22 protein-coding genes and 2 pseudogenes are annotated in these 25,767 nt (G+C 34.3%); 18 read left to right on the top strand and 6 right to left on the bottom strand.

From position 1 onward, the window contains the following. Positions 1 to 22 precede the first annotated feature (22 nt). The 3 genes from AC3EMB_RS15655 to AC3EMB_RS15645 form a co-directional block, all read right to left on the bottom strand. Positions 23 to 1,810 carry a helix-turn-helix transcriptional regulator gene (locus tag AC3EMB_RS15655; protein ID WP_053564014.1) on the bottom strand — a complete coding sequence of 596 codons (1,788 nt, stop codon included), beginning with the start codon at positions 1,808 to 1,810 and terminating at the stop codon, positions 23 to 25. Between the two features lie 115 nt (positions 1,811 to 1,925). Then, on the bottom strand, positions 1,926 to 2,504 hold the full coding sequence (locus AC3EMB_RS15650) for a sensor domain-containing protein (RefSeq protein ID WP_071731931.1): 579 nt from the start codon (positions 2,502 to 2,504) through the stop codon (positions 1,926 to 1,928). A gap of 345 nt (positions 2,505 to 2,849) precedes the next feature. Next, complete coding sequence (locus tag AC3EMB_RS15645; RefSeq protein ID WP_001036230.1) at positions 2,850 to 4,187, bottom strand: erythromycin esterase family protein; 1,338 nt, start codon at positions 4,185 to 4,187, stop codon at positions 2,850 to 2,852. 359 nt (positions 4,188 to 4,546) lie between these two features. Between AC3EMB_RS15645 and AC3EMB_RS15640 the strand changes: the two genes are divergently transcribed. From AC3EMB_RS15640 to AC3EMB_RS15630, 3 genes are all read left to right on the top strand, one after another. Beyond that, positions 4,547 to 5,425 (top strand): CPBP family glutamic-type intramembrane protease, encoded by an 879-nt coding sequence (locus AC3EMB_RS15640; protein WP_488517121.1) that lies wholly within the window; start codon positions 4,547 to 4,549, stop codon positions 5,423 to 5,425. Between the two features lie 643 nt (positions 5,426 to 6,068). Next, positions 6,069 to 7,514, top strand: coding sequence for a L,D-transpeptidase family protein (locus AC3EMB_RS15635; protein WP_423096896.1), 1,446 nt, complete (start codon positions 6,069 to 6,071; stop codon positions 7,512 to 7,514). Between the two features lie 346 nt (positions 7,515 to 7,860). Then, positions 7,861 to 8,076, top strand: a complete 216-nt coding sequence (locus AC3EMB_RS15630) for a hypothetical protein (protein ID WP_001104104.1) — start codon at positions 7,861 to 7,863, stop codon at positions 8,074 to 8,076. Positions 8,077 to 8,267: 191 nt separating this feature from the next. On the opposite strand, the gene AC3EMB_RS15625 is transcribed toward AC3EMB_RS15630, so the two are convergent. Beyond that, on the bottom strand, positions 8,268 to 9,641 hold the full coding sequence (locus AC3EMB_RS15625; protein ID WP_488517120.1) for a sensor histidine kinase: 1,374 nt from the start codon (positions 9,639 to 9,641) through the stop codon (positions 8,268 to 8,270). Then, the gene (locus tag AC3EMB_RS15620; protein WP_001264528.1) at positions 9,638 to 10,312 is read right to left on the bottom strand and encodes a response regulator transcription factor; all 675 of its coding nucleotides are present in this window, start codon (positions 10,310 to 10,312) and stop codon (positions 9,638 to 9,640) included. The genes AC3EMB_RS15625 and AC3EMB_RS15620 overlap by 4 nt, the downstream gene beginning before the upstream one ends. A gap of 271 nt (positions 10,313 to 10,583) precedes the next feature. On the opposite strand from AC3EMB_RS15620, the gene AC3EMB_RS15615 reads away from it, so the two are divergent. The 13 genes from AC3EMB_RS15615 (at position 10,584) to AC3EMB_RS15555 (ending at position 23,391) form a co-directional block, all read left to right on the top strand. Further along, positions 10,584 to 11,054, top strand: coding sequence for a zinc ribbon domain-containing protein (locus AC3EMB_RS15615; RefSeq protein ID WP_488517119.1), 471 nt, complete (start codon positions 10,584 to 10,586; stop codon positions 11,052 to 11,054). Positions 11,055 to 11,074: 20 nt separating this feature from the next. Then, positions 11,075 to 11,398 carry a PepSY domain-containing protein gene (locus tag AC3EMB_RS15610; protein WP_440607219.1) on the top strand — a complete coding sequence of 108 codons (324 nt, stop codon included), beginning with the start codon at positions 11,075 to 11,077 and terminating at the stop codon, positions 11,396 to 11,398. Positions 11,399 to 12,011: 613 nt separating this feature from the next. Beyond that, positions 12,012 to 13,256 carry an MFS transporter gene (locus AC3EMB_RS15605; RefSeq protein WP_000655287.1) on the top strand — a complete coding sequence of 415 codons (1,245 nt, stop codon included), beginning with the start codon at positions 12,012 to 12,014 and terminating at the stop codon, positions 13,254 to 13,256. 14 nt (positions 13,257 to 13,270) lie between these two features. Beyond that, positions 13,271 to 14,530 carry an ATP-grasp domain-containing protein gene (locus AC3EMB_RS15600; RefSeq protein WP_142947124.1) on the top strand — a complete coding sequence of 420 codons (1,260 nt, stop codon included), beginning with the start codon at positions 13,271 to 13,273 and terminating at the stop codon, positions 14,528 to 14,530. Positions 14,531 to 14,682: 152 nt separating this feature from the next. Further along, on the top strand, positions 14,683 to 14,844 hold the full coding sequence (locus AC3EMB_RS15595) for a hypothetical protein (RefSeq protein ID WP_000441009.1): 162 nt from the start codon (positions 14,683 to 14,685) through the stop codon (positions 14,842 to 14,844). A gap of 402 nt (positions 14,845 to 15,246) precedes the next feature. Then, positions 15,247 to 15,645, top strand: a complete 399-nt coding sequence (locus AC3EMB_RS15590) for a DUF1259 domain-containing protein (protein ID WP_000589729.1) — start codon at positions 15,247 to 15,249, stop codon at positions 15,643 to 15,645. A 505-nt stretch (positions 15,646 to 16,150) separates the two neighbouring features. Beyond that, positions 16,151 to 16,570: a MarR family winged helix-turn-helix transcriptional regulator gene (locus tag AC3EMB_RS15585; protein WP_440607213.1), complete on the top strand. Its 420-nt coding sequence runs from the start codon at positions 16,151 to 16,153 to the stop codon at positions 16,568 to 16,570. A gap of 331 nt (positions 16,571 to 16,901) precedes the next feature. After that, positions 16,902 to 17,252: a DoxX family protein gene (locus tag AC3EMB_RS15580; protein WP_033657524.1), complete on the top strand. Its 351-nt coding sequence runs from the start codon at positions 16,902 to 16,904 to the stop codon at positions 17,250 to 17,252. A gap of 192 nt (positions 17,253 to 17,444) precedes the next feature. Beyond that, a complete protein-coding gene (locus AC3EMB_RS15575) occupies positions 17,445 to 17,750 on the top strand; it encodes a monooxygenase (protein WP_088114950.1) in 306 nt (101 codons plus the stop codon). 374 nt (positions 17,751 to 18,124) lie between these two features. Beyond that, positions 18,125 to 19,291, top strand: coding sequence for a serine hydrolase domain-containing protein (locus AC3EMB_RS15570; protein WP_075718054.1), 1,167 nt, complete (start codon positions 18,125 to 18,127; stop codon positions 19,289 to 19,291). Positions 19,292 to 19,382: 91 nt separating this feature from the next. Then, on the top strand, positions 19,383 to 21,467 hold the full coding sequence (locus AC3EMB_RS15565; protein WP_460229222.1) for a serine hydrolase domain-containing protein: 2,085 nt from the start codon (positions 19,383 to 19,385) through the stop codon (positions 21,465 to 21,467). 550 nt (positions 21,468 to 22,017) lie between these two features. Further along, complete coding sequence (locus tag AC3EMB_RS15560; RefSeq protein WP_015055158.1) at positions 22,018 to 22,452, top strand: hypothetical protein; 435 nt, start codon at positions 22,018 to 22,020, stop codon at positions 22,450 to 22,452. 237 nt (positions 22,453 to 22,689) lie between these two features. Then, on the top strand, positions 22,690 to 23,391 hold the full coding sequence (locus tag AC3EMB_RS15555; RefSeq protein ID WP_095690579.1) for a YrrS family protein: 702 nt from the start codon (positions 22,690 to 22,692) through the stop codon (positions 23,389 to 23,391). A gap of 1,201 nt (positions 23,392 to 24,592) precedes the next feature. Here the strand turns inward: AC3EMB_RS15555 and AC3EMB_RS15550 are convergent. After that, the gene (locus AC3EMB_RS15550) at positions 24,593 to 24,724 is read right to left on the bottom strand and encodes a hypothetical protein (protein WP_000416933.1); all 132 of its coding nucleotides are present in this window, start codon (positions 24,722 to 24,724) and stop codon (positions 24,593 to 24,595) included. Between the two features lie 99 nt (positions 24,725 to 24,823). Between AC3EMB_RS15550 and AC3EMB_RS15545 the strand changes: the two are divergent. Then, positions 24,824 to 25,011 (top strand): annotated as a pseudogene (locus AC3EMB_RS15545) (hypothetical protein). A gap of 497 nt (positions 25,012 to 25,508) precedes the next feature. Further along, positions 25,509 to 25,667, top strand: a pseudogene (locus AC3EMB_RS15540) (histidine phosphatase family protein); the annotation flags it as partial. Between the last annotated feature and the right edge of the window lie 100 nt (positions 25,668 to 25,767).

Here is a 25,767-nt window from a genome sequence, read left to right as displayed (position 1 = left end):
GAGAAACAAAAAAACATTTTTCTTATTCAATAATTCCAATTTCTAGAGCCTTTTGAACAGCTTCTTCTTTGTTACGGACTCCCAGCTTTGTATAAGCTGTGGAAGCATAATTTCTGACCGTACCATTCGATAAATATAACCTTGATGCTATGGTAGTGTATCGAAGTCCCTTTGCTACTAGCTGCAATATTTCTATCTCCCTAGCTGTTAGCTCATAAGCGGTTGCTTTTGATTGTGGTGTCTCTTTTTGCTCATCAAATTTCTCAAATATTTTGTGAGACATTCCTTGATCAATCAGTGTCCCACCTTTGTGAATAAGTCGGATCGTATTAGCTAGCTCCAATGTTTCAATAGATTTGAGTAAAAAACCATCCGCACCGTTGCGAAGCGATTCCAACGCCTGTTCGGTATCCTGAAAAGTGGTAAAAATCAATATGCGGATATGTGGCCATTGTTGCTTAATCTTTTTGGTTGCTTCGACTCCATCCATGTGTTGCATATCTAAATCCATAAGTATAACATGAGGCTGAAGGCGCCCACACAAATCGATGGCTTCATTGCCATCCTCGGCCAAACCGACTACATTTAAATCTTCATATCTATCGAGTAGTGTCCTCAAACTTTCCCGAACAAACGGCTGGTCGTCTACAATTAACAAACGAATAAGTCCATCTTTTATTTCAGTTTGTCGCGGTATGGTACATGTAACAAGCATTCCTTCATCTGGCTTTGTATATACAGACAATTGACCTTGCAAATTCATTGCTCGTTCTTTCATTGCATTCAGACCGAAGCCTTCCTGCCATTCTACATTTCCTTTTCCATTATCTTGAACTTCTAATCTCGTATATTGTTGTTCAAACTGCAATGAAACTATAATTTCAGTTCCCTGACCATGACGTACTGCATTCGTAAGGGACTCTTGTAAGCAACGAATGAACGCTATCTTCGCTTGCCGAGACAATTCATATTCCTCTCCGTATGCCCGAAAACTTACATTAACCTGAGCGTGCTCCTGAAATTCGGCTCCAAGATTTTGGAGAGATTGAATTAAGGAAGGCGATTGACAAGGAGACTCCATTTGATGTAGGTAACCTCTCACGTCCTCGATGCTTTTACGTCCCATTTCAAGCAGAGAATCTAGCCTCTGTATACCCATTTCAGTAGCAAGTTCGGTGCGCAACGTTTCCATCCCCATAATAATAGAAGTATAAGCGTGACCAACTGTATCATGAAGCTCACTCGACAGTCTGTTTCGTTCTTCCGCCAGTGTAATGCGTTCAATCTGAGACATATATTGCTCAAGTACTGCGTTTTGTTTACGAATTGATTCATTTTGTTTATGATTGACGATTAATAAATGAAAAGCGAAGCCCATTACATATGCGAATCCATAATAGGTGACCATAATCCAATAGCTATTACTTGGCGAGACCGCATAGAAAATTCCAGTTGTTATAAAAACCGTTATTGGAGCTGTCCAATAATAGGACAAATGCTTACTATTCGCAGCAATTAGAAACACTGATATAAGAAATGTGTTGTAAGCCCCTGGAAATAATGAGGTTAAATATATACATAGTCCACCATACAGCAGTATTTCTGTGAACAAATAATATTTATAATTGAATAGTAAGGCTACCCATGGAACAGAGAAGGCAATAATTTCCCAAAGAATAATAATCCAAAGTGGTAATGTTAAACCATCCTGAAAATTTAATGTAGCTAGAATGATAGACACACTAGCAAGTAGGCGTACCCCTAACATAATCCAATCATACCAAAACCAATACTTAACCATATCTAACAAGTCCTTTACCCCCTAAATAGCCTACCATTTTACTTCCTATATTATAATTTAATCCTTCCTGCCTTATTATACTTTTTAATTTAAAACTACGATACTACTCACAAACTGCAAACTTCTATTGATTTAGTTGCCGAATCATACTACGTGTATAGCCCCCAATTTTCTTTGTCAAACCATCGACTATTCTAATACTTATGGCGGTAAATACTATACCCATAAACATTACAAAGAGTGACTTGGCAAAAGTATCTATTTGTATAAATATAATATTCATATCGATGTATCGATACAGTAGTGGTGTCAACAGGAACATAAGTGGCATTACGTAAAAAATGATTGCACTAATGAGACTGAAAATGCCAATCGTAAATTTCTGCATTAGCCAATAGACAGCACACCAAGTGCGACGATCTGTTAGCACTAATTTCACCTGAGACCAGTTCGATGTATCCATTGTTATACTTCTATCGTAAGAGTCTGTTGAAATATCTGTATAAATTTTCGTCTGTATGCGCTCGAATTGGATAAAGGGTGTGGTAGTCTGTAGTACGCGTATAACTAGTGGAATCCCAACAACAGTAAATGAAAGGGTTAAACTAAATAGCAGAGCTATTAGGTAAAAACAAAAATAAAACAATCCTGTACCGAAAGTTAGCAATAAAAAATAACCATTCTGGATGAATCTTGATTTCATAAAGTTCATCGCTCCTATCTATGTAATAACCGAATCATACTGCTTTTTTTGTCATTCTCACTAGTGTAAAAGTGTCATATGACAGTTCTAAATGATGTTAAAAAGGGGAGAGCAGCCTACTTCTGGTTAAAAAAGATGCTTTTATCCCGCTATTTACTGGGCAGTAAGACTCCCACCTCAAAATTCAGCGTTAGGTGGGGGGCGGGCTGCCGGTAAACGCACGATTGGTGAAGGCTAATAATCAGTGGGGGATGAACAAAAACCTGCTGATTAAAGTTTCACTTTATTAATCCTCACAAAACAATCCCGTTCTTACATCTGCAAGAACGGGATTGCTTTGTACTTTTATTTAATATGAGATGGACTTGTTTTTCGAATATGAAAAATAATATCAAATTGCTCAAGCAATGAAGTATCAAAATACACCGAACTGTTCGGGAGGATTTGTCCCCCTATACTTAGTAATGGTCTTTTTGCTTTAACCCATTTTTCTGCTTGTCCTTTAAGGTGACGGTTATCCAATAAAAACATTTTATATGGCACTTTTCCGAGAGTATAATTGAAACTTTTTACATCTTGTGGAATAGTGTCGGTTGTAATCTTACCTCCAGTGGAAGGATCATATTCGCTGTATAAGGTAAAATTCCCCTCCGTAGTTGTACTACCAATTGTGACATAATTATTGTCTAAACGTTCCTTCAAAAACTGCCCCGCAACATAAGGGTATAATTTCTCATCGATAATTCCTTTAGCTATATGAATATTGTGTGCCCATACCATCGTTTTACCACCAAATGTCTCTTGTGCCCACATTGCATGATCGGCCAAGTATTGTTCATGTAGTTTTATTATACTTGGATAGTCGTTAGGGAGTAGCATTGTGGTAAATTTCTCTATTGCACTTGCCGTTGCTTTCGCCCAGATGTACTCGGATGGAATTATTTCTGTGTTGGCTTGTTCATTCTCATCTTTTAGTAATCGGGCTACTCTCTCAGCGTTTGCTTTAAACTTCTCTTTCCTTTCAGGAGCAAGTTTCATATATTCCTGTATACTTCCAGTAAAAGAAGACAATTCTTTATAATTTTCTTCTACTTCTGCCAGCAAATCTGGTCGATGCAGCCTTACATAATCAATTACTTTATTAAAGCTACCTTGGTCCAACGCCTTTAAGTCGAGCCCAATAAATTGGATCTTTTTTTTATTGGATGGATCAGCATTATAATCTTTCATCCACTCAATCATGGCTATAATTTCATCAGTAGGATATAACAATTTTAAAAATTCCCTAGGGTTTCCTTTTCCTGTTTGGATATATTCATTTAGTTTTAAGCCGTTTCCCCAATCTTCTTCCATTGCAAAATTCGTAAAACCCATTTCAGTAACCAAATATTTCACAAGGCGAAACTTCATAGTAAAAATTTCAGAGCTTCCATGAGTATTCTCTCCTAATCCTACATATTGCGCGTTCCCAATCATTTTCTTAAGTGGTTTTAAATCTTCAAATGGTTTTGACGGCTCTATCGTTTTTAATGGGTTAGCCTGTGATTGTATTGATTTAACTATATTTTTTTGGACTGATTGACCTGAATTTTCGACTGCTACAGTTTGAGCGTTTCCTACTTCCGCGCATCCTGTGACTAATAAAGCTGTACTAACCATTGCAATCATTCTTTTCTTATTCATTTTTGCCCACCTCAATTGAATTATTTTTATAAACAAGATTGATTCATGTACTTGCACGAATCAATTGCCTTAATTTAATTGTTATTTATTCCATATCATATTTTCTAGTTACATATTGTCATAAGATTAATTGACACAAGTCATAGGTTAATCATTACACTTTTGTACTATCGGCTATGACAGTTTATAAATAATAATTAAATTGTTGAATCGCAAGTAAGACTAGATTATGAATTTGGGAGGGGTTTTAAAGATGAATGATCTGTATGTCAAAATATTTTTATTCTAAGTTGTAGCTGTTGAAATGACAGGAAGTAAATTTGATAAACAAATGAATAAAAGGGGAAGGGCGGATTACAATGTTATTACACGGAGAAGCATTCCACAATAAAGATAAAATCCATCGTGCTAAAATAGGACTTCAACTTTTTCTAAGTATCTTAACCATTACTTCTATTATTCTAAATGTAGTAGTAATGATTACTAAAAGTATGCCGCTTATTGTGGTATATATGTTTACCCCAGCATTTTCTTCTATTTTGACTCGCATAATATTGAAAGAAGGGTTTAAAGATGTATCTTTTAGTCTCGGTAACTTAAAGATATGGAAGGGGATTGGTTTTGCTCTGTTAATACCTATGATTATATGTGGAATTACTTATTCTATCGCCTGGTTGAGCGGAATTGCGAAGTTTCAGCCCCCGCAAGGTGGTATGCTAGAATCTATTTACAATATACTTGGATTTCAATATCTACCGATACCATTAAGTTTCATTTTTATAGTAGTACTGAGCGGAGTTTTAGGAAGCTTGCTTAACTTAATCCCAGTTATGGGGGAAGAAATGGGTTGGCGAGGTTATATGCTCACAAGGCTAATCGATGCAGAGTTTTCACGCCCGATCCTTATTAGCGGATTGATTTGGGCAACGTGGCATGTTCCAATTGTTATTGCTGGTCTATATGTAGAGGGAACATCTGCCCTACTTTCAGTACTTGGCATCTATTTTTGTATTGTGCCATTCAGTTATATTACAGCTTATTTACGACTTATCACAGGTAGCGTTTGGCCTTCGGTTATCATTCATACTACTTGGAATGCCATTATTCAAGGACCTTTCGCACGTGCAAGTACAGGAGATCAAACTGAGATTTGGATTGGAGAATCTGGTTTGATAACCGCTATTATTATCTTGGCTACTGCAATAATTATGTCTCGAATCGTAAATTTTACTAAATAGCATACGGATGTGTTTTAAATTCGATTAGTGTAATATGACGAGGTTGAAATAAGATGCTCCTAAAAATATTAGAAAAAATCTAGTTGAACGGACTCTTACTTAATCTTAGGCTGCTGGATATATGGAAGGCATCAAGCTAAGGGGTTAATTTATAAAAATAAACTTGATTGTCATAAAAAACATAATGTTTTTCATTTAAAGGCTATGAGATGAAATTTCATCATCTTCATCACGTTAGACCTTCAGGAAATAAAAAGGTAAACGATTATACAAATACTCTAACTGAAAAAACGATAGTCCTTTTATCAAAAATGTAGAAGGACTATCGTTTTTTTTTTTTTTTTTACAAAATTAGGGATTGATGTTCATAAAAATGGATAATATAATTCGTATTTTACGTAAAGAGAAAAATTCCCCCCTAGAATATTAAGCTAAATCTCTTGGTGTGACGGTTGATTTAAGTTTCACTTTATGACTTGTAAAGGGCTGTTCAATGCATCGTACTATTAAAAAATCTAAATTTAATTATTAAATTGCGATAAAATGTGGTCGGAAATAATGAAATTTTAGGAAAAATAAGGTACACTAGTCTATGATTTTAGTTGAAAATCGTTTGACGTTAATGCATACGGGGGAAAGATTGATGAACAACAATACAACAAATGAATCAGTTGAAGAAATTGATCAAAAACGAGTAAGATCAAAAAAACGTTATACAAATTGGAAGTTTATCGCAGCGGGTATTGGTGTAATTGCACTTCTTATTGGGGGAATGAGTTATTATCAGGCAACTCACTTCAATTCGAATGTTACAATTAATGACACAAAAGTTGGTGGTCTGAGCGCTGATCAGGCAATACAAAAATTAAAGACATCTGGACTAGCAAACAAAGTCTATGTTGATCAACAACAAATTTTAGATGAAAAAGATACAAAAACGGAACTTACGGAAAAAGATTTGCCTCAAGTTAAGAAACTATTAAAAAGTCAGTGGACATTTTTCCCTTCCTCAAAGGGAGAAAATTATTCATTACTACCAGAGAAGGCAGATCAGTATCGTAGTGAAACGATGAAAAAACTTGTAGAAGAAACGCTCATCTCTATGAATGAAAAATTAAAAGCGCCTCAAGATGCTATGGCGAAGCTAGAACAAGGGAAAATTGTTATTTCGAAAAGTGTTGAAGGAAAACAGTATGACGTTACTAGTCTACTGAAAGATTACGATAAGCAAAAATATAAAAGCGAAATTCATCTGAAGTCTGCATACATAAAACCTATTAAAGAAGACGATCCGATTGTCAAAAAAGAGGAGAAAGCACTACAGAATCTTCTTGGGCAGTCTGTTGAGTATAAAGTGCAGGATGAAGTTTATCCTTTAAAAGCGAAAGATTTAATTCAAAATGCCTCTATGTCAAAGGATATGAAAGTTACAATTGATGCGAGTGACATTAAGAATAAAATTACTGAAATTAATAATGCCAAATCAACATTAAATAAAGATTTCTCATTTAAAACGCATTCCGGTTCAGTTATATCAGTAAAAGGGCAAGGCTACGGCTGGGCACTAGATGTTGAAAAAGAAACTAAACAAGTTCAACAAGCCTTTGAGAAAGGCGAAAAGGCGCTTTCTGCTTCTAATATTCACGGAAATGGTTGGGAGAAGGAAGGTATCGGTTATAAAACAACAGCGAATAATGGCATCGGAGACACGTATGCGGAAGTTTCAATTGCAGAGCAACAAATTTGGATTTATAAAGATGGAAAATTAGTCGTTACAACAAATGTAGTAACGGGTAAACATAGCACGGGTGAAGATACATCACCAGGTGTGTGGTACGTCCTATACAAACGAACACCATACACGCTAAGAGGTAGCGCAGTAGGGAAAGCTGATTATGCAGTTAAAGTAGATTACTGGGTTCCATTCACAAATAGCGGTCAAGGATTCCACGATGCCGGCTGGCGAAAAGACTGGGCAAATAATGCTTATTTAACAGGTGGATCAGGTGGGTGTGTGAACCTTCTTCCTAATGTTGCAAAAACTGTATATGATAGTTTGAACACGTATGATCCAGTAATTGTGTACTAAAAAATAGCTACGTATCTAGAAATAAACAAAGTAGGAAATCTTACCTGATGGTATATGAAAAAACACCTCTTGCATTCGCATACTAAGTGTGCAAATGTAATGGAGGTGTTTTTGTTTGAATATAAAAGTGTATTGCTTATAAGAAACAAAGTAGAAAGAGATTAAGAGTAAGTATTCAAATAATCAATAAAATTGACAATGAATATCATTTTCACTTAATATAGAATCGTCGCATTTAATTAGACATGAATTTTTTGTTAATATAATAGATTTCTATTAAGTTGTCATATTTACGAACTATCATTAAATATTTTAAGAATTTAAACGTAGGAAAGGGTAATATAAAATGAACTGGAAAAAAGGCGGATTATGGGTTATTATTTTTTTCGTTGTAAAAGGCACGATTTCTACACTTTTAATCGTTACAGGTGCTAAATATTTTGATTTATCATTTATGCAACTTATCTTATTAATTCTGACCTTATTAGTGATTTCTCTAATAAGTCGAAAGTTACTGTATAGACATAAACAAAACAAAAAGCAAAAAGAGCTAAATATATAAGGAAGCCCCAGAGACCATTGGATTTCTGGGGTTTTATTTTGATAGTTTTTTCGCATGTATATTAATTTAACAGAATAGGTTGTCCAAAATGATAAAATCGATGATGTTTAAAATGCGTCAGTTATTTTTACATAAGGATTGTTGAGAGCCTTTGAATCAATCTTTATTCTGAAGCGACAGACACGTATAAATTATGCTCTTTTTTCAATTGGTAGTTTAAATGTAAAAGTACTGCCTTCTCCTAATTTACTTTCAACCGTAATTTCTCCTCCATGTAGTTCGACAATCCATTTTACCATCGACAATCCTAAACCTGTGTTTCCGATGTTTGAAGATGTTCGTGCTGCGTCAACTCGATAGAAGCGGTCCCATATTTTAGTAATATGTTGCTCGCTGATGCCGATGCCATTATCGGAGACTTTACCTATTATGTTGGTTTCATCACGGAATAGTTGCATATGCACAGTTCCGCTCGCTTTACTATAAGTAATCGCATTCGTTAGTAAATTCATTAATAAACGCATCATCAATGTTTGATCTGCTTTAATAAACAGGTCTTCCTCTATATTAGTTGTTAATTCAATCGAAGCTTCTTGAACCATTAATGAAAGTTCTTCTACAACGATTTCCGTTAATTCACTCATATTGATACATTCAAATTGGAAAGTATTATGGTTTCCTTGGTCAGCTCTTGCTAATAATAAAAGTTGTGAGATTAGAGCGGACATTTTACGTGATTGCTTTAAAATTACTTCTAACGATTCTTCCATTTCTTTCGGGTTATTCCTCTGCGATAAAGCGTATTCGCATTGTGAAATAATAACAGATGTTGGTGTTCTTAATTCATGAGAAGCGTCAGATGTAAATTGTTTTTCACTTTCAAATGATGTCTCCAATCGCTCAAACATTTTGTCAAAGGTTTGTGCTAAATGATACATTTCGTCTTTCGGTGAACCTTGTAAATTAATTCTCTTCGAAAGGTCTTTACCATCACCAATTTTACTGGCGGAATCACTCATTTGTTGCACAGGTCGAAACGCCCTTTGCGTGATAAAATATCCTCCGAATGCCGCAATAAGAATAAGTAATGGGAATGAGATGATTGTTACCACGATAAGCGTATTCATCGTTGAGGATAATTGGTTCATAGTCATTATTCCACGAACCCAGACTTGCTCATCTCCGCCTGCATTATGGAGAAAATCATATACTATCCATTCTTTATTGCCGTCTTTAATGGTTTGTATTTCATCGGATTTAAGCGATATCTTTTTATTAAAGCTTGTTGGACTATGTCCTACCAACAGCTCACCTTGTTTACTATAAATGCTTATATTTACTCCATCTTCTAAGGTTTCAAAATCATCGTCAATCTTTAACTGTCCATGCTTATATTCGATATCTTCCATGCTTTCTTTTACTGTGCTCTTTAATTGATCTTTCATATTAAAAAGCAAAACTTTATCTGAAGAAGTTAAAATAAAAGCTAACACGAGTGCCATAATAATTACAATTAGCCCTGTATACCACAGGGTCACTCTCATTTTTATTGATAGTCTTTTCATGATTCTACTCGCAATACGTAACCAGTTCCGCGCACTGTATGAATTAACTTCGTTTCAAACTGGCTATCAATTTTTTTACGAAGATAGCGGACGTAAACATCAATAATATTCGATCCGCCTTCATAGTCGTAATTCCACACATGTTGCTCAATTTTATCTCGTGTCAGCACAACTTCTTTATTACGAATCATATATTCTAAAATAGCAAATTCTTTACTGGAAAGAGTGATAACTTGGTCTCCTCTTGTTACTTTATGCATATTGCAATCTACCACTAGGTCAGCGATTTCAAACACATTAGATGTATTTCCTGTTTTTCTTCGCATTAACACTCGAATTCTTGCTAACAGTTCATCAAAAGCAAACGGCTTTACTAAATAATCATCCGCACCTAAGTCGAGTCCTGTTACACGATCATCAATTGTATCTTTAGCTGTAAGAAGCAAGACAGGAGTTGCATTATTGTCCGCGCGTAATCTTTGTAATACGCGTAAACCATCTATTCCGGGAATCATAATGTCAAGGACAATCAAATCGTAGGTAGCCATGTTTATATAATCCAGGGCATCTTCTCCATTCCCACATGCATCGACACTATAATGTTCTGCATTTAATCGTTTCACCAATATATTTTGTAAGTCTTGTTCATCTTCGACAATAAGAACTCGCATTAACATTCTCCTTTTCTTCTTATTAATATGTATCACTATAATTCCAAAACATTAAAGAAAGATTAGAAACTAGTTAATTATATCATTTTATCCCGCATTAACGGGCAGTAAGACTACTCCCTCAAAATTCGGTGAATGCGAGGGAGTTAGGTAGGGATTAACTGCCTGTAAAAGCCTTCACTTTATTTTTTTGTACATTAATCTTCCTTTAATGTTTGTTCGGTAATATAAAGGCAAGGATAAGGTGCACATGTAAAGGGAGGAAAACAGAATGGGAAAATGGATGCTGATGGGAGCAATGTCCTGTTTATTTTTAACAGCTTGTTCTACTCAAGTTGATAACAATACAGAAGTACAACAACTGAAAGTGGAAAATGATAAATTACAAAAAGAAGTCGCTCAACTACAACAAGAACCAAACAAAACACAAGCTGCTACAAATGATAAGAAACAAATACAAGATTTCAAAAACGAAGTCTCATCTATTGTAGAAAAGGCAAATAACACGAAACCAGTTGGAGCAAAAGAAGATAACTTAAATACGTACTTAGCAGCAAAAAAAGAAATTGACCAATTGGATGACAAGATAGATCTATCTGATAATCAGCTAGAAGCAGATTATCACGCTGGAACGATAACTGTTGAGCAATATCAAACGCAAGAAAAAGAACACGATATACTAGAAGATCAATTAGAGCAAGCAGAAAATGCACTTGAAGCAAGATTTGGAATAGAGGATTAATCATTAAGGAGTGGATAGAAATGTTAAAACATAAAAAGAAAATAATTATAAGTGTAATTGCTATTTTAGTAAGTGGTATTGCTATTGTTGGTGGATATTATGGTATGGGTTACAATTATGCAAAAAAGAATGAAAACTACACAGAGAAACAAGTTCGTGAAATTTCTTTAGCTCATACAAATGGAGAAATTATTAATGTGAAAAAAGAATTCGAATTAGAAGATGACAACTTAGCACAATCACAATTTGAATATGAAGTGGAAATCAAGACACCTGATAATCTGTTAAATATTTTAAAAGTTAGTGCTAGAACAGGTACAATAGAAATCAATAATGAAGATTAAATAAATATCGCGTATTTGAAAAAACTCCGAACAAAATTTGTTAGGAGTTTTTTCATGTTTATACTTTACTATTTTGAAAGGGGAGTGCTACATCGCTATTAAACTAACAAAACAAAATAACACCTAATATGAAAAAATACGCTGTTCTTTCTGAAGAATCCTAGGAAAGGGTAACTTGATATATCACCGCTATAAAAGTATCGTTCCAATCCAAGTGTATATTTGTGACGAGTTGAATTCAAACTTGATACCTTAGATTCACAGATTGTTCTTTTCCTCAAATCGTGCAGATTTGATTACGTATAATTACATAAAAACTTGTCATCGTAACTTTGATATCTTGCTGTTACATTCCAAAATGCATACAACAGCGTGCCTTCAAGGTTATACTGATGCTGGAGGTGATTCAAAGTGACATAAAATCGGAAAATGAGCTTTTTAATAGCCAAGAGAGCTTTAAAGATCAAGTCTTCATTTTGAAACTAAAATCGCTTTTATATTAGGCTTCGAATTTTTATGTGGTACAGACATTAGTTGAAAGATAGGCTTTTCCTGTTCTTATTTATATCGTTAACTTGATAATTTATAAATATGAATTTAGTGGGGGGATATTATGAAAGATAGCAAACGTTTTAATTTTCACAAGCTTTGGCTAGGACAGTCTATAAGTTTGTTAGGTACCCAGCTTACAATGGTAGCTTTGCCTCTTTTTGCATTAGAGGTGCTACAAACAAGCGAGGCAAATGCTGCCATGCTTCGTGGGATTATATTTGTACCCTACCTAATTTTCGGGTTAGTAGCCGGTGCTTTGATAGACATCTTTCATAGGAAAAATGTTTTGCTAATTTGTAGTATATGTCAAGGAGTATTATTTTTATCAGTATTCATACTGACTGTAACAAATATTTTAACGTTCCCTTTATTAGTGTTTATCATGTTTTTAAATGGAATATTTACTACATTTTATAACATTGCTGTTCCTTCTTTCTTACCGGAAATAGTAACAGATAAAGACAAGTTAAAAAAAGGAAATGCTCAACTAGCACTTTCGGAGTCTCTTTCTGTAGTAATTGGTCCTATGCTAGCAGGAATCATCATTACTCTATTTGGATTAACAGGCTCTTTTACTATTGACGCAGTAACGTATTTTGTTTGTTTTGCATTTGTATTATTTATTTCCAAGTTTAAACCGCATACAGAGGGCTCTTTAAAAGACGTAAATATAAAATCCATATACCAAAACATATATGAAGGCTTGGTATATTTTAAAAAACACCCTGTATTAGAACCAATTGTAACCTGTGGCGCTGTTTACGGTTTTTTTAAATACATACTAAATAGTATTTTAGTAATATTCCTGTATAAGGTAATGGGTCTATCTGAACTTGAAATAGGGTTTGTTGTAGGCTCAGCAGCGGTGGGATTTTTAATAGGTAACACGATACTCATGAAAAAAAGTCAACAAATTAATAATACAAAAATGCTTATTTATAGCGCTACTGTATCAGTTACTGGTTTGGCCTTTATACCGATAATGGGATATATGGGAACCATTATCGGTATAGTAGCTGCAAGTATCATACATGGCATGGGAGAAGGTGTATTTGGCCCTTACGCTGCAACCATACGACAACTTGCCTCACCAAGTCACATGCTAGGCCGAGTAAATGCTGTACAACGTACGCTGAATTGGGGGGCTTGGGCATTAGGAAGTTTTGCTAGTGCATTTTTAGTTTCTATATTTGGGCTTCAAACTACGTTATTCATAGGGGGATTCGGAACAACATTGTGTTTAGTGGCGTTGTTAAGACGTGGCGTATCAAAAGGAAATGATATTGAATATACGAGTTCATTTTAGAGGAGATGATTGTGATGCATAAGGTATTAAAAGGAACTGACATAGAAAATAAACCCCACATTTTATTTATAGGGGGATGGACAAAGCCTATACAAGATGCATTAGACAGTGGCTATATTGTTTCGTACATAGGATCGTACGCTAAACACATATATTTTGATGGGACTATCTTAGAAAAATGTTTCTATAAAAAAGAATTAGACACGACAAATATACCCTTGTCTATATACTATGCTGAAGAATTATTTAAAGAGAAACCATTTGATGTGGTTGTATCTTTCAACGAAACAGCATTAGATACGGCTTGCATAATTGCAAAGATTTTTAATGTTAAAGGGCCTTCTTACAATGCTAATATGATAACCCGCAATAAAGACATGATGCGTGAAATGCTAGCAGGTAAAGACTTTTCGATAGATTCGACAGTTTGCAATAACATTAAAGATATTAATGAATTTTTGAACAAAAAAGATAGTATTATAATAAAGCCCCCGATTGGCGCAGGTGGTAAAGGTGTATCTAAGCTAGACACGGGAGATGACGTAGAGGTATTTTTTGAAGAAAATGGTATTCAACTACCTGTTTTAGTGGAAGAGTACATTGAAGGTGATGTAGTTTATACGGTCGAAGCCGTTTCTTATAACAAAAAACATTCTATACTAGCGATATCAGCTGAAGTATTTAAAGAAGGTACGTTTATAATAAACTATACTATTATGCCAGCACCTATAGATGAATCTCAAAAACAATTAATTATGGAAAAAGTAATGCTATTTTTGGACGACATGCAAATGGAAAACGGCATTACTCATACAGAAGTAAAGATAGACAAAAAAAATAAGCCGATAATTATAGAATCTCAAGTTAGAATAGGTGGTGGTAATATCTGGAAGATGGTGGAACTAACAACCGGCATATCCCAATTTGGATACTATTATGATGCGTTAGCTACTGAGACTATAGATGAATTTAGATGTGTATCTTCAAAATGTCATGCTATGTCTTTAAGCTTGATTCCAAAACCAGGTTGCTTAAAAGAAATCAAGTATAAGGAGTTAAGTAACATATCCGAGGTCGTATTAATTGATCTATTACTAAAAGAGGGAGACATCATACCACCTATTGTAGATAGCACTCAACGCAAAGGATCTATATTATTTACGACTAGTGATATGAAACGTATGTACGAAGTTGTAGAGGAAATATGTAACAATATAACGTTTGTTTATCAGGATTTAACAGAATGGAAACCTTCTTTTAAAAAATATAAGTAAACAGAAATGTGGCAAATAAATGGTCTATATAAAAAAGAGAAATTTTCGAATTCCCTGATAGCGCTAAACCTAAGCAAAATAATGAACTATCCTATAGAAGAAAGTTGAGGGAGCTAATCGCATATGTTTTATTGAAAGGATGTGATTGAATTATGGAACGGCCAAATTGGGGAATTGGAGGATTAGTATTCGTTGGCTGTATGTTTCTTGGTGGAGGAGTGGGATCTATGTTAGGTAATGCCCAAACTGGATGGCTAATAGGAATGGGCATTGGATTTCTTGGGATGGCTTTAACGAGACTGTTCAGAAAATAATGTAACTGAGATTCTTCTTCTGGTAAATAAGGAAATATGTAAGTAATTCATGGCATAAGAGTTCTATAAATTATAGTTAGAATCTTCTCTTTTGTATTTGTCTTTTCAAAATTTCTCCATACATAGATACGATTCTCAAGTCGGAGGATAGCACCTTAGGGTGTCTTTTTTATGCTTTTTAAAAATGTCTTACCATATAATAGCTGAGTTTTGCTTTCAGTCTCCAATGCCCATTAAACATAAAATGAAAATTCTGCACCATTTAAACTCTGATAACAATTCATACGATCAAGAATAATTGAGCTAATAGCTCTCGGTAGATTGCCATCATTTTTTTATAGATTAGATTCATTACCGTTTCAGACCTATGTATTCATTCATAACCTAACAGTAAAAGGGGGGATGATTAAAGGTATGGCGTTTAATGATGAATTAATTTGTCAACAGTTTGCAAGAATTATCGGCGGGCAAGAAGGATTCGCCGGTGGGAAATGCGTGGCAACAATAAACCGAGATGAAATACGAGCAACAATCTTAGGAAAACGTTTTAGAGTAACAACTTCCTTTTCATTCGAATCACGAGACAATAAAACTGGACGGGCATTATGCCTAGGCCGAGTAGCACTCTTACAAAAAGAAGTCACTGAATTTGTGGCGACAATTATTAAACAAGGAATAATCGTTTCGTCTATACACAATGAGTGGTTATGTGATGATCCAAATTTGATTTACGTTAATATCGAAGACGTTGATGATCCACTAAATTTTGCAAGAAAAGTGAGAAGAGCATTGTGCAATTAACTAAGTTTTTTAGTTAAATGAGTGATTACGTTAAATAGAAGATTTCAGCGTGTTGAATGTTATATTTGTAAAATAGATTTAAGTGGATGGTTTTATAAAACGAAAGAAGGTGTTTCATATTTGGAATGCCTTTTCTTTATGTTTTCGTTGCTAATGTGGGTGGTTAACGGATTATATGCTGTTTATCTTGTAACAGCAAGAACTGAACGAGGTATCTTTAAAGGTGTTTGACTATTTGTCGATACCATATTTTATCAAATGTTATTAGAATATCATAAAACGACAGGGGAGAAATCGTCAGAGAGATACGTCAAATTAGTCATTCCTTCTATAATCTAAGGAGGCGATTTTGTTTTTGAAAAATAATAGGTAAATCATTTGACAATTAAAATAATCTACTTTAATATATGTGCCATAGCATATATATGTTGAAACAAATACATTCATTGTGAATGATTGACTGGTATGCTATATCCTTTTATATCTTAATTTATAGAGGTGATATATGAACTTACATGATTTAATAGGCTATCTTGTTCATCGTACTGATGTGAAAATGACCAATTATTTTACAAAGAAATTAAAGCCTTATGGAGTTACGCCAGAGCAGTGGGGGATCATTAGTGTTCTTTGTAGCCAAAGGAGCACTACTCAAAAAGAGTTGGCGGAAGCTATTGATAAAGATCAAACTACTGTTGTTAGAATGATACAGTCAATGGAGAGAAAAGGGATTGTAAAGAAGGCTTTGAATGCCCAAGATAGGCGTTCACATAACCTTTTTTTAACTGAAAAAGGTGACGAATTAAAGAAAACAATCTTGCCTGTAGTGAAAGACGCTCACCATTTTGTTACGAGTAATTTGAGCGAGGAAGAAATTAAAGTATTACAATCGTTATTAAACAAATTGTATGATACACACTATTAATATTTGTTCCTTATTGATGCTATGCTATTCATAAGGAACAAACTTTGTTTTAGATATTATATATGCTATAGCATATAATTTCTGTTTGTTTGGACGAATGGGAAGATAACTTTATTTTGTATCATATTTGATTCAGGTTCACTTTTTTGCCTAGTACCAGTCAAATTCCCGTATTATATATGCTATAGCATGTAATTTTTAGCCCTTTAATATGGAAAAGGGTAATGTAAATGGAAGCGACTTCCATACGGGTAATTTCAGGAAATAGGGTAAAGGTAGTGACTACTACCTGAACAATACTGAGTTTTTATCAAATAATAAGAAAGGTGTGATTACTATTTTAATTTTCATCAATATTGTAAAAGTAGTGTTGTTTCTGTTCTTTTTAATGACAGGAACGAAAATTATATCGGGGAAAATGGCAGATGAATTCAAACGATTTGGTTTACCTTCGTTTTTTAATTTCTTAACTGGAGCTTTTGAGATTGTAGGAGCGATTGGAATGTTGATAGGAATTTGGATTCCGACAGTAGCTTTATTAGCAGGATTGTTATTAGGCGGTACGATGCTTGCAGCCGCATTAACTCTAATTGTATTAGCGAGAGATCCCTTTAAGAAAGCAATACCTGCACTTGTTTTGTTTGTCCTTAGTTTAGGGATAAGTTTGTATCACATTTTTTAAACATAACTGAAAACTATTAAACTTTCACTTTATGCGTTCAAGTTACTATCGTTTTGTGATTATGTTACAAATAGGGGGATTCTCCAATTAGTGCTTGAATAATAATAGCAATACGAATTTAGACATTACTATCATTAGAATCATAGTAAAAGAATGGGAAGGATTTTATATTAAAAATAGGAGTGAGTGAAAATGGCATATTTATTACAAGTTGATTTTCCGTTTGAAGGTCCTTTTGGTGAAGAAATGGAAAAAGGATTTTGGGATTTAGCAAATAGTATTAACGAAGAAGAAGGATTCCACTGGAAAATATGGACTGAGAATGAAGAAACAAAAGAAGCTGGAGGCATTTATGTATTTGAAGAAAAACAAGATGCTGAAAAATACGCGGAAATGCACAACAGCAGACTTGAAGCAGCTGGTGTTAAAGATATTAGAGTAAGAATTTTTAACATCAATGAAAATTTAACTAAATTGAATCGTGGTTATATTAAATAATTCCGACAGTCGGAGCAAGCGTAAAAAGGAGGGGGATAATCCCCTCTTTTTTAATTCTTAAATTGATGGTGAGGGGGCTCGCATAAAAAACAATCAATTATAAAAGTGATTTTGAACGTAAGGAATTTGTAAGGAAGAGGTAAGAAAAAAGAGATTTTCATTGTGTAAGATGAAAATGTAAAGAAGAGTGAGAGGAGAAAAATACTATATATTTCTATAAAAAACAAATCAATTAATAAGACTTGTTTGGAGGAAAAGAGACATTACAAATTCAATGTCGTCCTTTTGCAGTGGGTTAAGAAGAAAGCTGTGTGATTAGTTCCAAACAGCAAATAACCATTTATACAATATGAATAGGGGAGAGGATTATTTTGATGAAAAAGCATAGTCAAATTACATGTACAGGCTTAGCTCTATTAATAATTGGAGGTTCCCTGTTTTATACACCTCTAACCTCAAATGTAAAAGCGGAGTCCATTCAAAATGTATCTAGTTCGTTACAAACAAGCACCCAAAGAGATCGTAATTCCGTCAAAGAGGCAATGCGGGATACATTGAAACTAGGATATCCAGGGATACTTGCTAAAACTTCTGAGGGTGGAAAAACATGGAGTTATGCGGCTGGTGTAGCTAATCTGAGTACCAAGAAAGCAATGAAAACAGATTTTCGTTTTCGGATTGGCAGCGTGACAAAGACGTTCACTGCAACAGTTGTACTTCAATTAGCAGGAGAAAACCGCCTAAATCTAGACGATTCTATTGAAAAATGGTTGCCTGGTGTCATTCAAGGAAATGGATATGATGATAAACAGATTACTATCCGGCAATTATTGAATCACACAAGTGGTATCGCTAATTACACAAGGTCAAAGGATTTTAATATGATGGATACAAAAAAATCTTATACTGCTGAAGGATTAGTAAAGATGGGAATATCCATGCCTCCAGATTTTGCTCCAGGAAAGAGCTGGTCGTATTCAAATACAGGATATGTATTACTAGGAATTCTTATTGAAAAAGTAACTGGGAATAGCTATGCGGAAGAGATTGAAAATCGAATTATTGAACCACTTGAATTAGCGAATACATTCTTACCTGGAAATTCAAGCGTCATTCCAGGAACCAAGCATGCCCGTGGATATATCCAATTAGACGGAGCAAGTGAGCCAAAAGATGTTACTTATTATAACCCAAGTATGGGGAGCTCGGCCGGAGATATGATTTCTACAGCTGATGATTTAAACAAATTCTTTTCTTATTTACTTGGGGGCAAGTTATTGAAAGAACAGCAACTAAAGCAAATGCTTACAACAGTCCCTACAGGAGTAGATGAGCTTGGTGATTCCGGGCTTGGAATTTTCAAAATGAAGCTTTCAAACGGTGAATCGATATGGGGGCATGGAGGAACCATTCCTGGCTTTTTAACTTTTGCTGGAGGCACACTTGGAGGCAAGCATACATTGGCAGTCAATTTGAACAGCCTTAAAGCTGATACTCCTGATCCTTTTAAAAATATTTTACTTGCTGAATTTAGCAAGTAGTCTAAAAGTAAAAACGGGTAAAATTTATCATAGTTTCATAGTTAAACAAATGAATGATGAAAACGATCAATTATTTAAGGAGGTATCCGTGATGAAAAATAAGCTAACTGGTGTGTTAGCCACTGCATTAGCGGTAACTATGATTCTACCAACAGGAGCAAAAGCATTTTCTGAAAGTAAGACTACTGTTGTAACTGGTGAAGAAGTAGCTAGTCAGGAACTGAAGAAGATTGCAGCAGAGAAGGCGGAGCTACTTACGAAGTCCCATGGGGCAGCTAGCGTGCAGTATGCACTAATTGATAATGGAAAACTTATTTTGTCGGGTCAGGCTGGCAAGAACGATATGGAAGGGGAAAAGCCGCTAACCCAAGATACTTTATACGGGATTGGTTCAGTTAGTAAAATGTATGCAACAGCGGCTGTAATGAAATTGGTCGATGAAGGAAAAGTCGATTTGGATGCTCCTGTTGTCCGCTATGTTCCTGATTTTAAGATGAAAGACGGTCGATACAAACGTATTACACCGCGTATGTTATTGAATCACTCCTCTGGATTGCAAGGTTCTACGTTAGGTAATGCATTTTTATTTAACGATAATGATACCTATGCCCATGATACTTTGTTACAGCAATTGTCAAATCAAAACTTGAAGGCGGACCCTGGTGCTTTCTCGGTATACTGTAACGATGGTTTTACGCTGGCCGAAATTTTGGTGGAAAGAGTTAGTGGTATGAGCTTTACTGAATTTCTACATCAAAACTTTACAGGGCCTTTAAAAATGAATCATACGAAAACGCCGCAGGACAAATGGAGGGATGAAAATCGGGCTGGACTATATTACCCGGCGTACCAAGGGCAACTTCCAATTGAATCGGTGAATGTTATTGGTACGGGAGGTATATCTTCCACGGCAGAAGATATGGTGCGATTCTCACAACTATTTATGGGACAGGGAAAAGGAATCCTCTCTGATAAGGTAGTTAAGGCAATGGAGCAAGAGGAATATAAAAAAGGAATGTGGCCGGGGGCTGGCGAGAATATTTTTAACTATGGTCTTGGCTGGGATAGTGTGAAACTATACCCATTCAGTGAATATGGGATCAAAGCTTTGGCTAAGGGCGGCGATACTGCATTGCAACATGCTATATTAGTCGTGCTTCCGGAACAGAAAATAGCAGCGGCTGTATTGACATCTGGTGGACGGAGCTCTACAAATCAGCTAATGGCAACTGAATTGCTGCTCGCTACGCTTAAAGAAAAAGGTACTATTAAGGAAATCAAGCCGAACAAATCCTTTGGTAAGCCGGTCAAAGTCAAAATGCCTCAAGGCGTAGCAAAGAAAGCTGGATTTTATGGCAATAGCGAAACTCATTTCAAAATTGAAATTACGAATAACGGAGAACTGTTCTTACCATCTAATCCAGAAGAAAAATATGTATATACTACTGATGGAAGCTTTATTAATGAGAAGGGGACTTCCAAGCTCAACTTCGTAACCGAGAAAAATGGAAGAACTTATTTGAAGGAGAGCGCATATAAATCGCATCCAGGTTTAGGGCAAAGTGTGATGACCCACTATTTAGCTGAGAAACTAGAAGACAACGTGCTATCGAAGAAAACCGCTGCTGCATGGGCAAAGAGGGAAGGTGTCAAGTTTTATCGTGTAAACGAGAAATTTAGTTCTATTCAATATCTTGTTCAGTCGAAACATCTTAGTACTCAAATTACTCGCAAGGAAGGCCCAGCAGGCTATTGGGATGGCAGAAAAATTACAGGTCCGAACACCGCGGTGCATCAGATCCAAGTACCCGTGATGAATGGTCGTGATACGACGGAAACGCATTTCTATACAGAAGGCGGCAATGAATATATGGAGATGGCTGGATTGTTATACGTAAGTGAATCTAATGTAAAACCAATTGATGTAGGCCAATCATCCAAAGTTACGTTGGATGCAAATGGGCATGCGAAATGGTTTACAATTCCACAAGCGGCAACAGACAAAAGGATGACCGTGACGCTGCCATCAAATGGTTCATTTGCGGTGTATGATGAGAAGGGAGTTTGCGTCAACTTCACCATTGTGAGTGGCAATAACAAGGTGGAACTTCCGAAGAATGGAACAATCGTATTCGCTGGGGCACCGAAATCAGAATTTGCAATCTCGGTGAACTAGCTATAATTTAAGATGATCTTAAACAAAACCAGTACGGTACAGAAAAGATGTATTACTGGTTTTGTTTGTATTTATGCATTCTCAATGAAAAAATTTGAATAATATCACTCTCAAGCACTATAAAAACATCAAAACTAGAAAATTAGTATCTCTAGAAGATGTACAGTTTTTTGGGAGTTGAATAATTTTAACAGCGTAGAGAGATAAAATTTCTACTCTTTTTCTTCTTAATTGGGGTACGACCTCAATTAAGAAGGTTTCTTCAATTAATAGAAATGTATGTACATACACATTGTATTTTTATTCCATAACTTTTAAAATTTTGTTCACGATAGTTTGATATTGTAAAAAAAGAAAATATGTGGCACGACATCACTTTGTTTTTTATACAGCTTTGTAATTAAACTATAGTATTGTATTTTTTTTCATTATTGAAATTAGTAATAATAAAATGTATTATTGAAAAGCACAATTTATAATTCAAGTAATCAAGCATATGTACCCATAATAATTTGAACATTCAGAAATTATAATATTATCTAAAAACGAGGTGAGATTCATAGAAACAGTACATATTAAGTGGTATGGCATGTATAGTATAAATGACTTTTATAATAGGGAAGAAGCTTCTAAGAAGGGGATATTTGCAATCTCTAGAGTATTTGCTAAGAATGTAACATTGCTCTATATAGGACAAACCAAAAGAAGCTTTATACAAAAGATAAGAGAACTTAATAAAGAGTGGACTTTTGATGAGAGCGAATTAAAGATTACATTAGGAATAATAGAATTTCCTAGTGGTGAAATTTACTCTGAAAAGAAGGTAAAAGAGATAAAATCTCTTTTGATTTTACGACATACCCCATTAGAAAACGAAACATCTTTATTATACTATAGAGGGAAATTTAATTTAAAAATTATAAATAAGGGAAGAAGAGGCTTAATTGTTAAAAAGCTTTCTACAGGAGATCTAATGTGGACGTAATTGGAATCACCTTTGAATAAAATTGAAGGTTTCTTAAGTGCAGAAGCTTATCAATTTTTAATGTATTAAACTATTTTGAATAACATATGTCAGATACTTGAAAAAACACAAATTATATTATGATATGAAATCCTGTATGGAAAGTGTAGTTTATTTCTATTGTTTAATAAAAATATTAAGAATTTTAGGGATAATACATAAAGAGTAGAGGAGAAAGTAAAAACGGAGGTTTGAAGAATGGGACAAGTAAGCAGATTTCAAGAAAAACAACAGAATCGTCGTCAAAAGGCAATTTTTAATATTGCATTTACTTTGGTATTAGTGACAGTTGGTATAGTGACATACCAGTTGTTTACCCCTTCTAATACATCAAAGAAAGCAATTGCTCAAGAAAAGAAAGTAACAAAGATAGAAGAGAAGAAAACTAAAGATAAAGAAACAGCAAAGATAGAAGAGAAGAAAACTGAAGATAAAGAAACAGCAAAGATAGAAGAGAAGAAAACTGAAGATAAAGAAATAGCAAAGATAGAAGAGAAGAAAACTGAAGATAAAGAAGCAGCACAGTTAGAAGGGAAACAAAAAGTAGAAAAATCGGTAAAAACGAACGGAACTGAAAATAAAGAGGAAGAAAAAACGGTATCTCAAGAAAAGGATCCTCAAACTAATCCTTCATGGAAGCCAATTGGTACAGAGCAAGGAGCAAAACCTGATATGAAATTTAAAGAAGGAACAGTAGATTGGAGTGAGATGAAAAAAGCAATCTCTTATGCTGTTGATGTTCCAGAGAGCCAATTGATTTTCGATTTTATTGGAAATAATGGTAATAATAAAGCCTACGGTAATGTACGAGATAAACAAAGTAATAAAAAATATAAGGTTAATATTGATTGGGTAGAGAATCAGGGGTGGAAACCAGTATCTGTACAAGTGGTAAAATAAATAGTAGAAATGTAATTATATGTTTAAAAGTTTACTCTTGTAAAACTCATAAAAGAGTTTGTTTCAATCAGGACTCTTTTGCTATGTTGACAGGATTAATTACTCAGGCTCAATTGTGAGATCCTGATGCAGACAAAGTTCGAAGTTTATTAAAATCTATCTAATTTAGTGCTTCGAAAGGTTCAAAATTGCATTTTTAAAGCATTAAATAATTAATGGTACCTTTTGAAATATTTTTGGTCTCATTTTATTAGAAACAATTCCGTCTATATAACTAAAAAATGTATTATGATATCTATTGAACATATGAATAGGATAACAATTACCTGCTGTTAGCAAGTTGCAGTATATCTAATGAAAAGATCACTTGTTTCTAAGACAAGTGATCTTTTTATATGCATTTCCTTTACTATTTTTGAAATTGAATAGATATTTCAATCTGTGTAATTACAATAGACTTGATTAAAATTAAAACTGCAACAAGGATAATACCGTCCATATTTGTAGTAAGAAATATATATATAATATCTTAATGCAAGGTTGGCCTATGTTCTATGAAGATACTAAAGAATTATAGGAAACATTGATAAATGGGAATTATTTTTATTACAATATTTATGCATCTTTAGGCCTAAATAGCTGGGTATTAGCTAAGAAACTTGAGATATCAGACTCCTATTAAGTTAAAAATGGCCTTAAGTGTACTTCCCATAAAGAAAATTATGTAAATAAGCTGTCCATATGGGCAGCCTATTGTATTTTTTGGCTTAGCTTGTTTTTTTCGAAGTGCTGGCGGTTCCTCTACAAGTATTCTTGCATTTAAATTATTTTTAATATATTATATTTATATGGTTATATAGAGATTGATGTATACAAAAAAGACTCAAATCTATTAATAAGATTTAAGTCCTTTTCAAAGATAAAAAGATTGTACCGAAATGGAATACAACTTATACTTTTCTTTTTAATATGTATCTAGTAAAAAGACATTTTTTATCAATAAAATTGTATTTTCAATATAAATGGAAGTTCATTTATATTCAATGATAGGAAATAGTGGGTCTAGAACATAGAGGAACAAAGAACCATACAGAGAAATCTGAAGAACCTGAAAGCTATTGTATGTAGTTTGTTCATCTCAAGTACAATAAAAGAGTCTTACCTCTGTAGGCAAGACTCCACTAGTATCGTTGTATAATATTTACATATCAACTAAAAAACAAAAACCATATAACACCAAGTAGCAGAATCCTAATATTCCTCCTACAGCTAATACTTGTTTAAACCAACTTTTAAATTTTATATTACTGTAAATACCTTGAACTTTTTCCATATTTCCTCCTATTAAGGAGAACCCTTAAAGACTCTCACTTCGTTATGGTACCATTAAAGAATGACTAATAGAGGTTAAATATTGTCAAAATGTATAAATATGCAATATTGCATACAGAAATGTATTGTTACAAATGTAAGCGTTTACTATAATAAGGGTATAAAGTTTAATCACATCCCAGTACTAACAAAAGAGGAGGAAATAATATGGAAATCGCAATGGCAGTTTTAAAATTTATAGGTGGAGCAATCCCATTAGTTCAAGAGCTTCTAAAAGCATTTATGTAAATTCACTATTTAGCAATTATTTATAAAAATTATCATTCGTATGAGTAAAGCCCCTTTAACAATATTAGGGGGCTTTTTAAATTTCTAAATATTTAAGGTTACGTCACATTAACATCAAGTTAAAAGTAAATTTTAAGAATAAATCTATAGAGGATATTTTATAGTGAATCAAGATCCTTTTACAAAGTTGTAGGCATTAAACTCCTACGGCTTTTATTATACTTTATTGAAGTAAAAAGTCTCTTCAGAAAATCTAAAAGGACCTTTTTAGATTTTTAAATACATGACCTACTGATAACTGGGGAGTGTAGAGAATATATATTTGATTTTTAAACAAATATGACAAATTACATGTGTAAGTTAGGTCGATCTTTATCGTAGATTAAAGGGACTTGAATAAAGTTCTTTTTTATTTGTAATCACATCCCAGAGTGGCCCCTAACCTAATACCGGGAATCGTCTCCTATCCCCTTATACGCTAAGATATTTTTGGAAGTAAAAACCCAAACTTAGACCCCGAATTTGCTTTAACGTGAGGAGAGTCTAATGTCGACTGTCAGAAACGTGCGACAAAAGTCTTAAAAGAATTATTAAACACCTATCGAGGACAGAAAATAGTATTAGGCACTCATGGAGCTGTAATGACTTTGATGTTGTATGAGCTTAGCTTGATAGCGATGGGGTACCGCCAACAAGACTCGAATTTTGCACGCTAAGCAAAAAAACAATAAGCTGTCCACATGGACAGCTTATTTA

The organism is Bacillus sp. LQ16 (genome assembly GCF_057784645.1).
The sequence above is the reverse complement of the archived record's forward strand: the minus strand, read 5'-3'. Positions and strand labels throughout refer to the sequence as shown.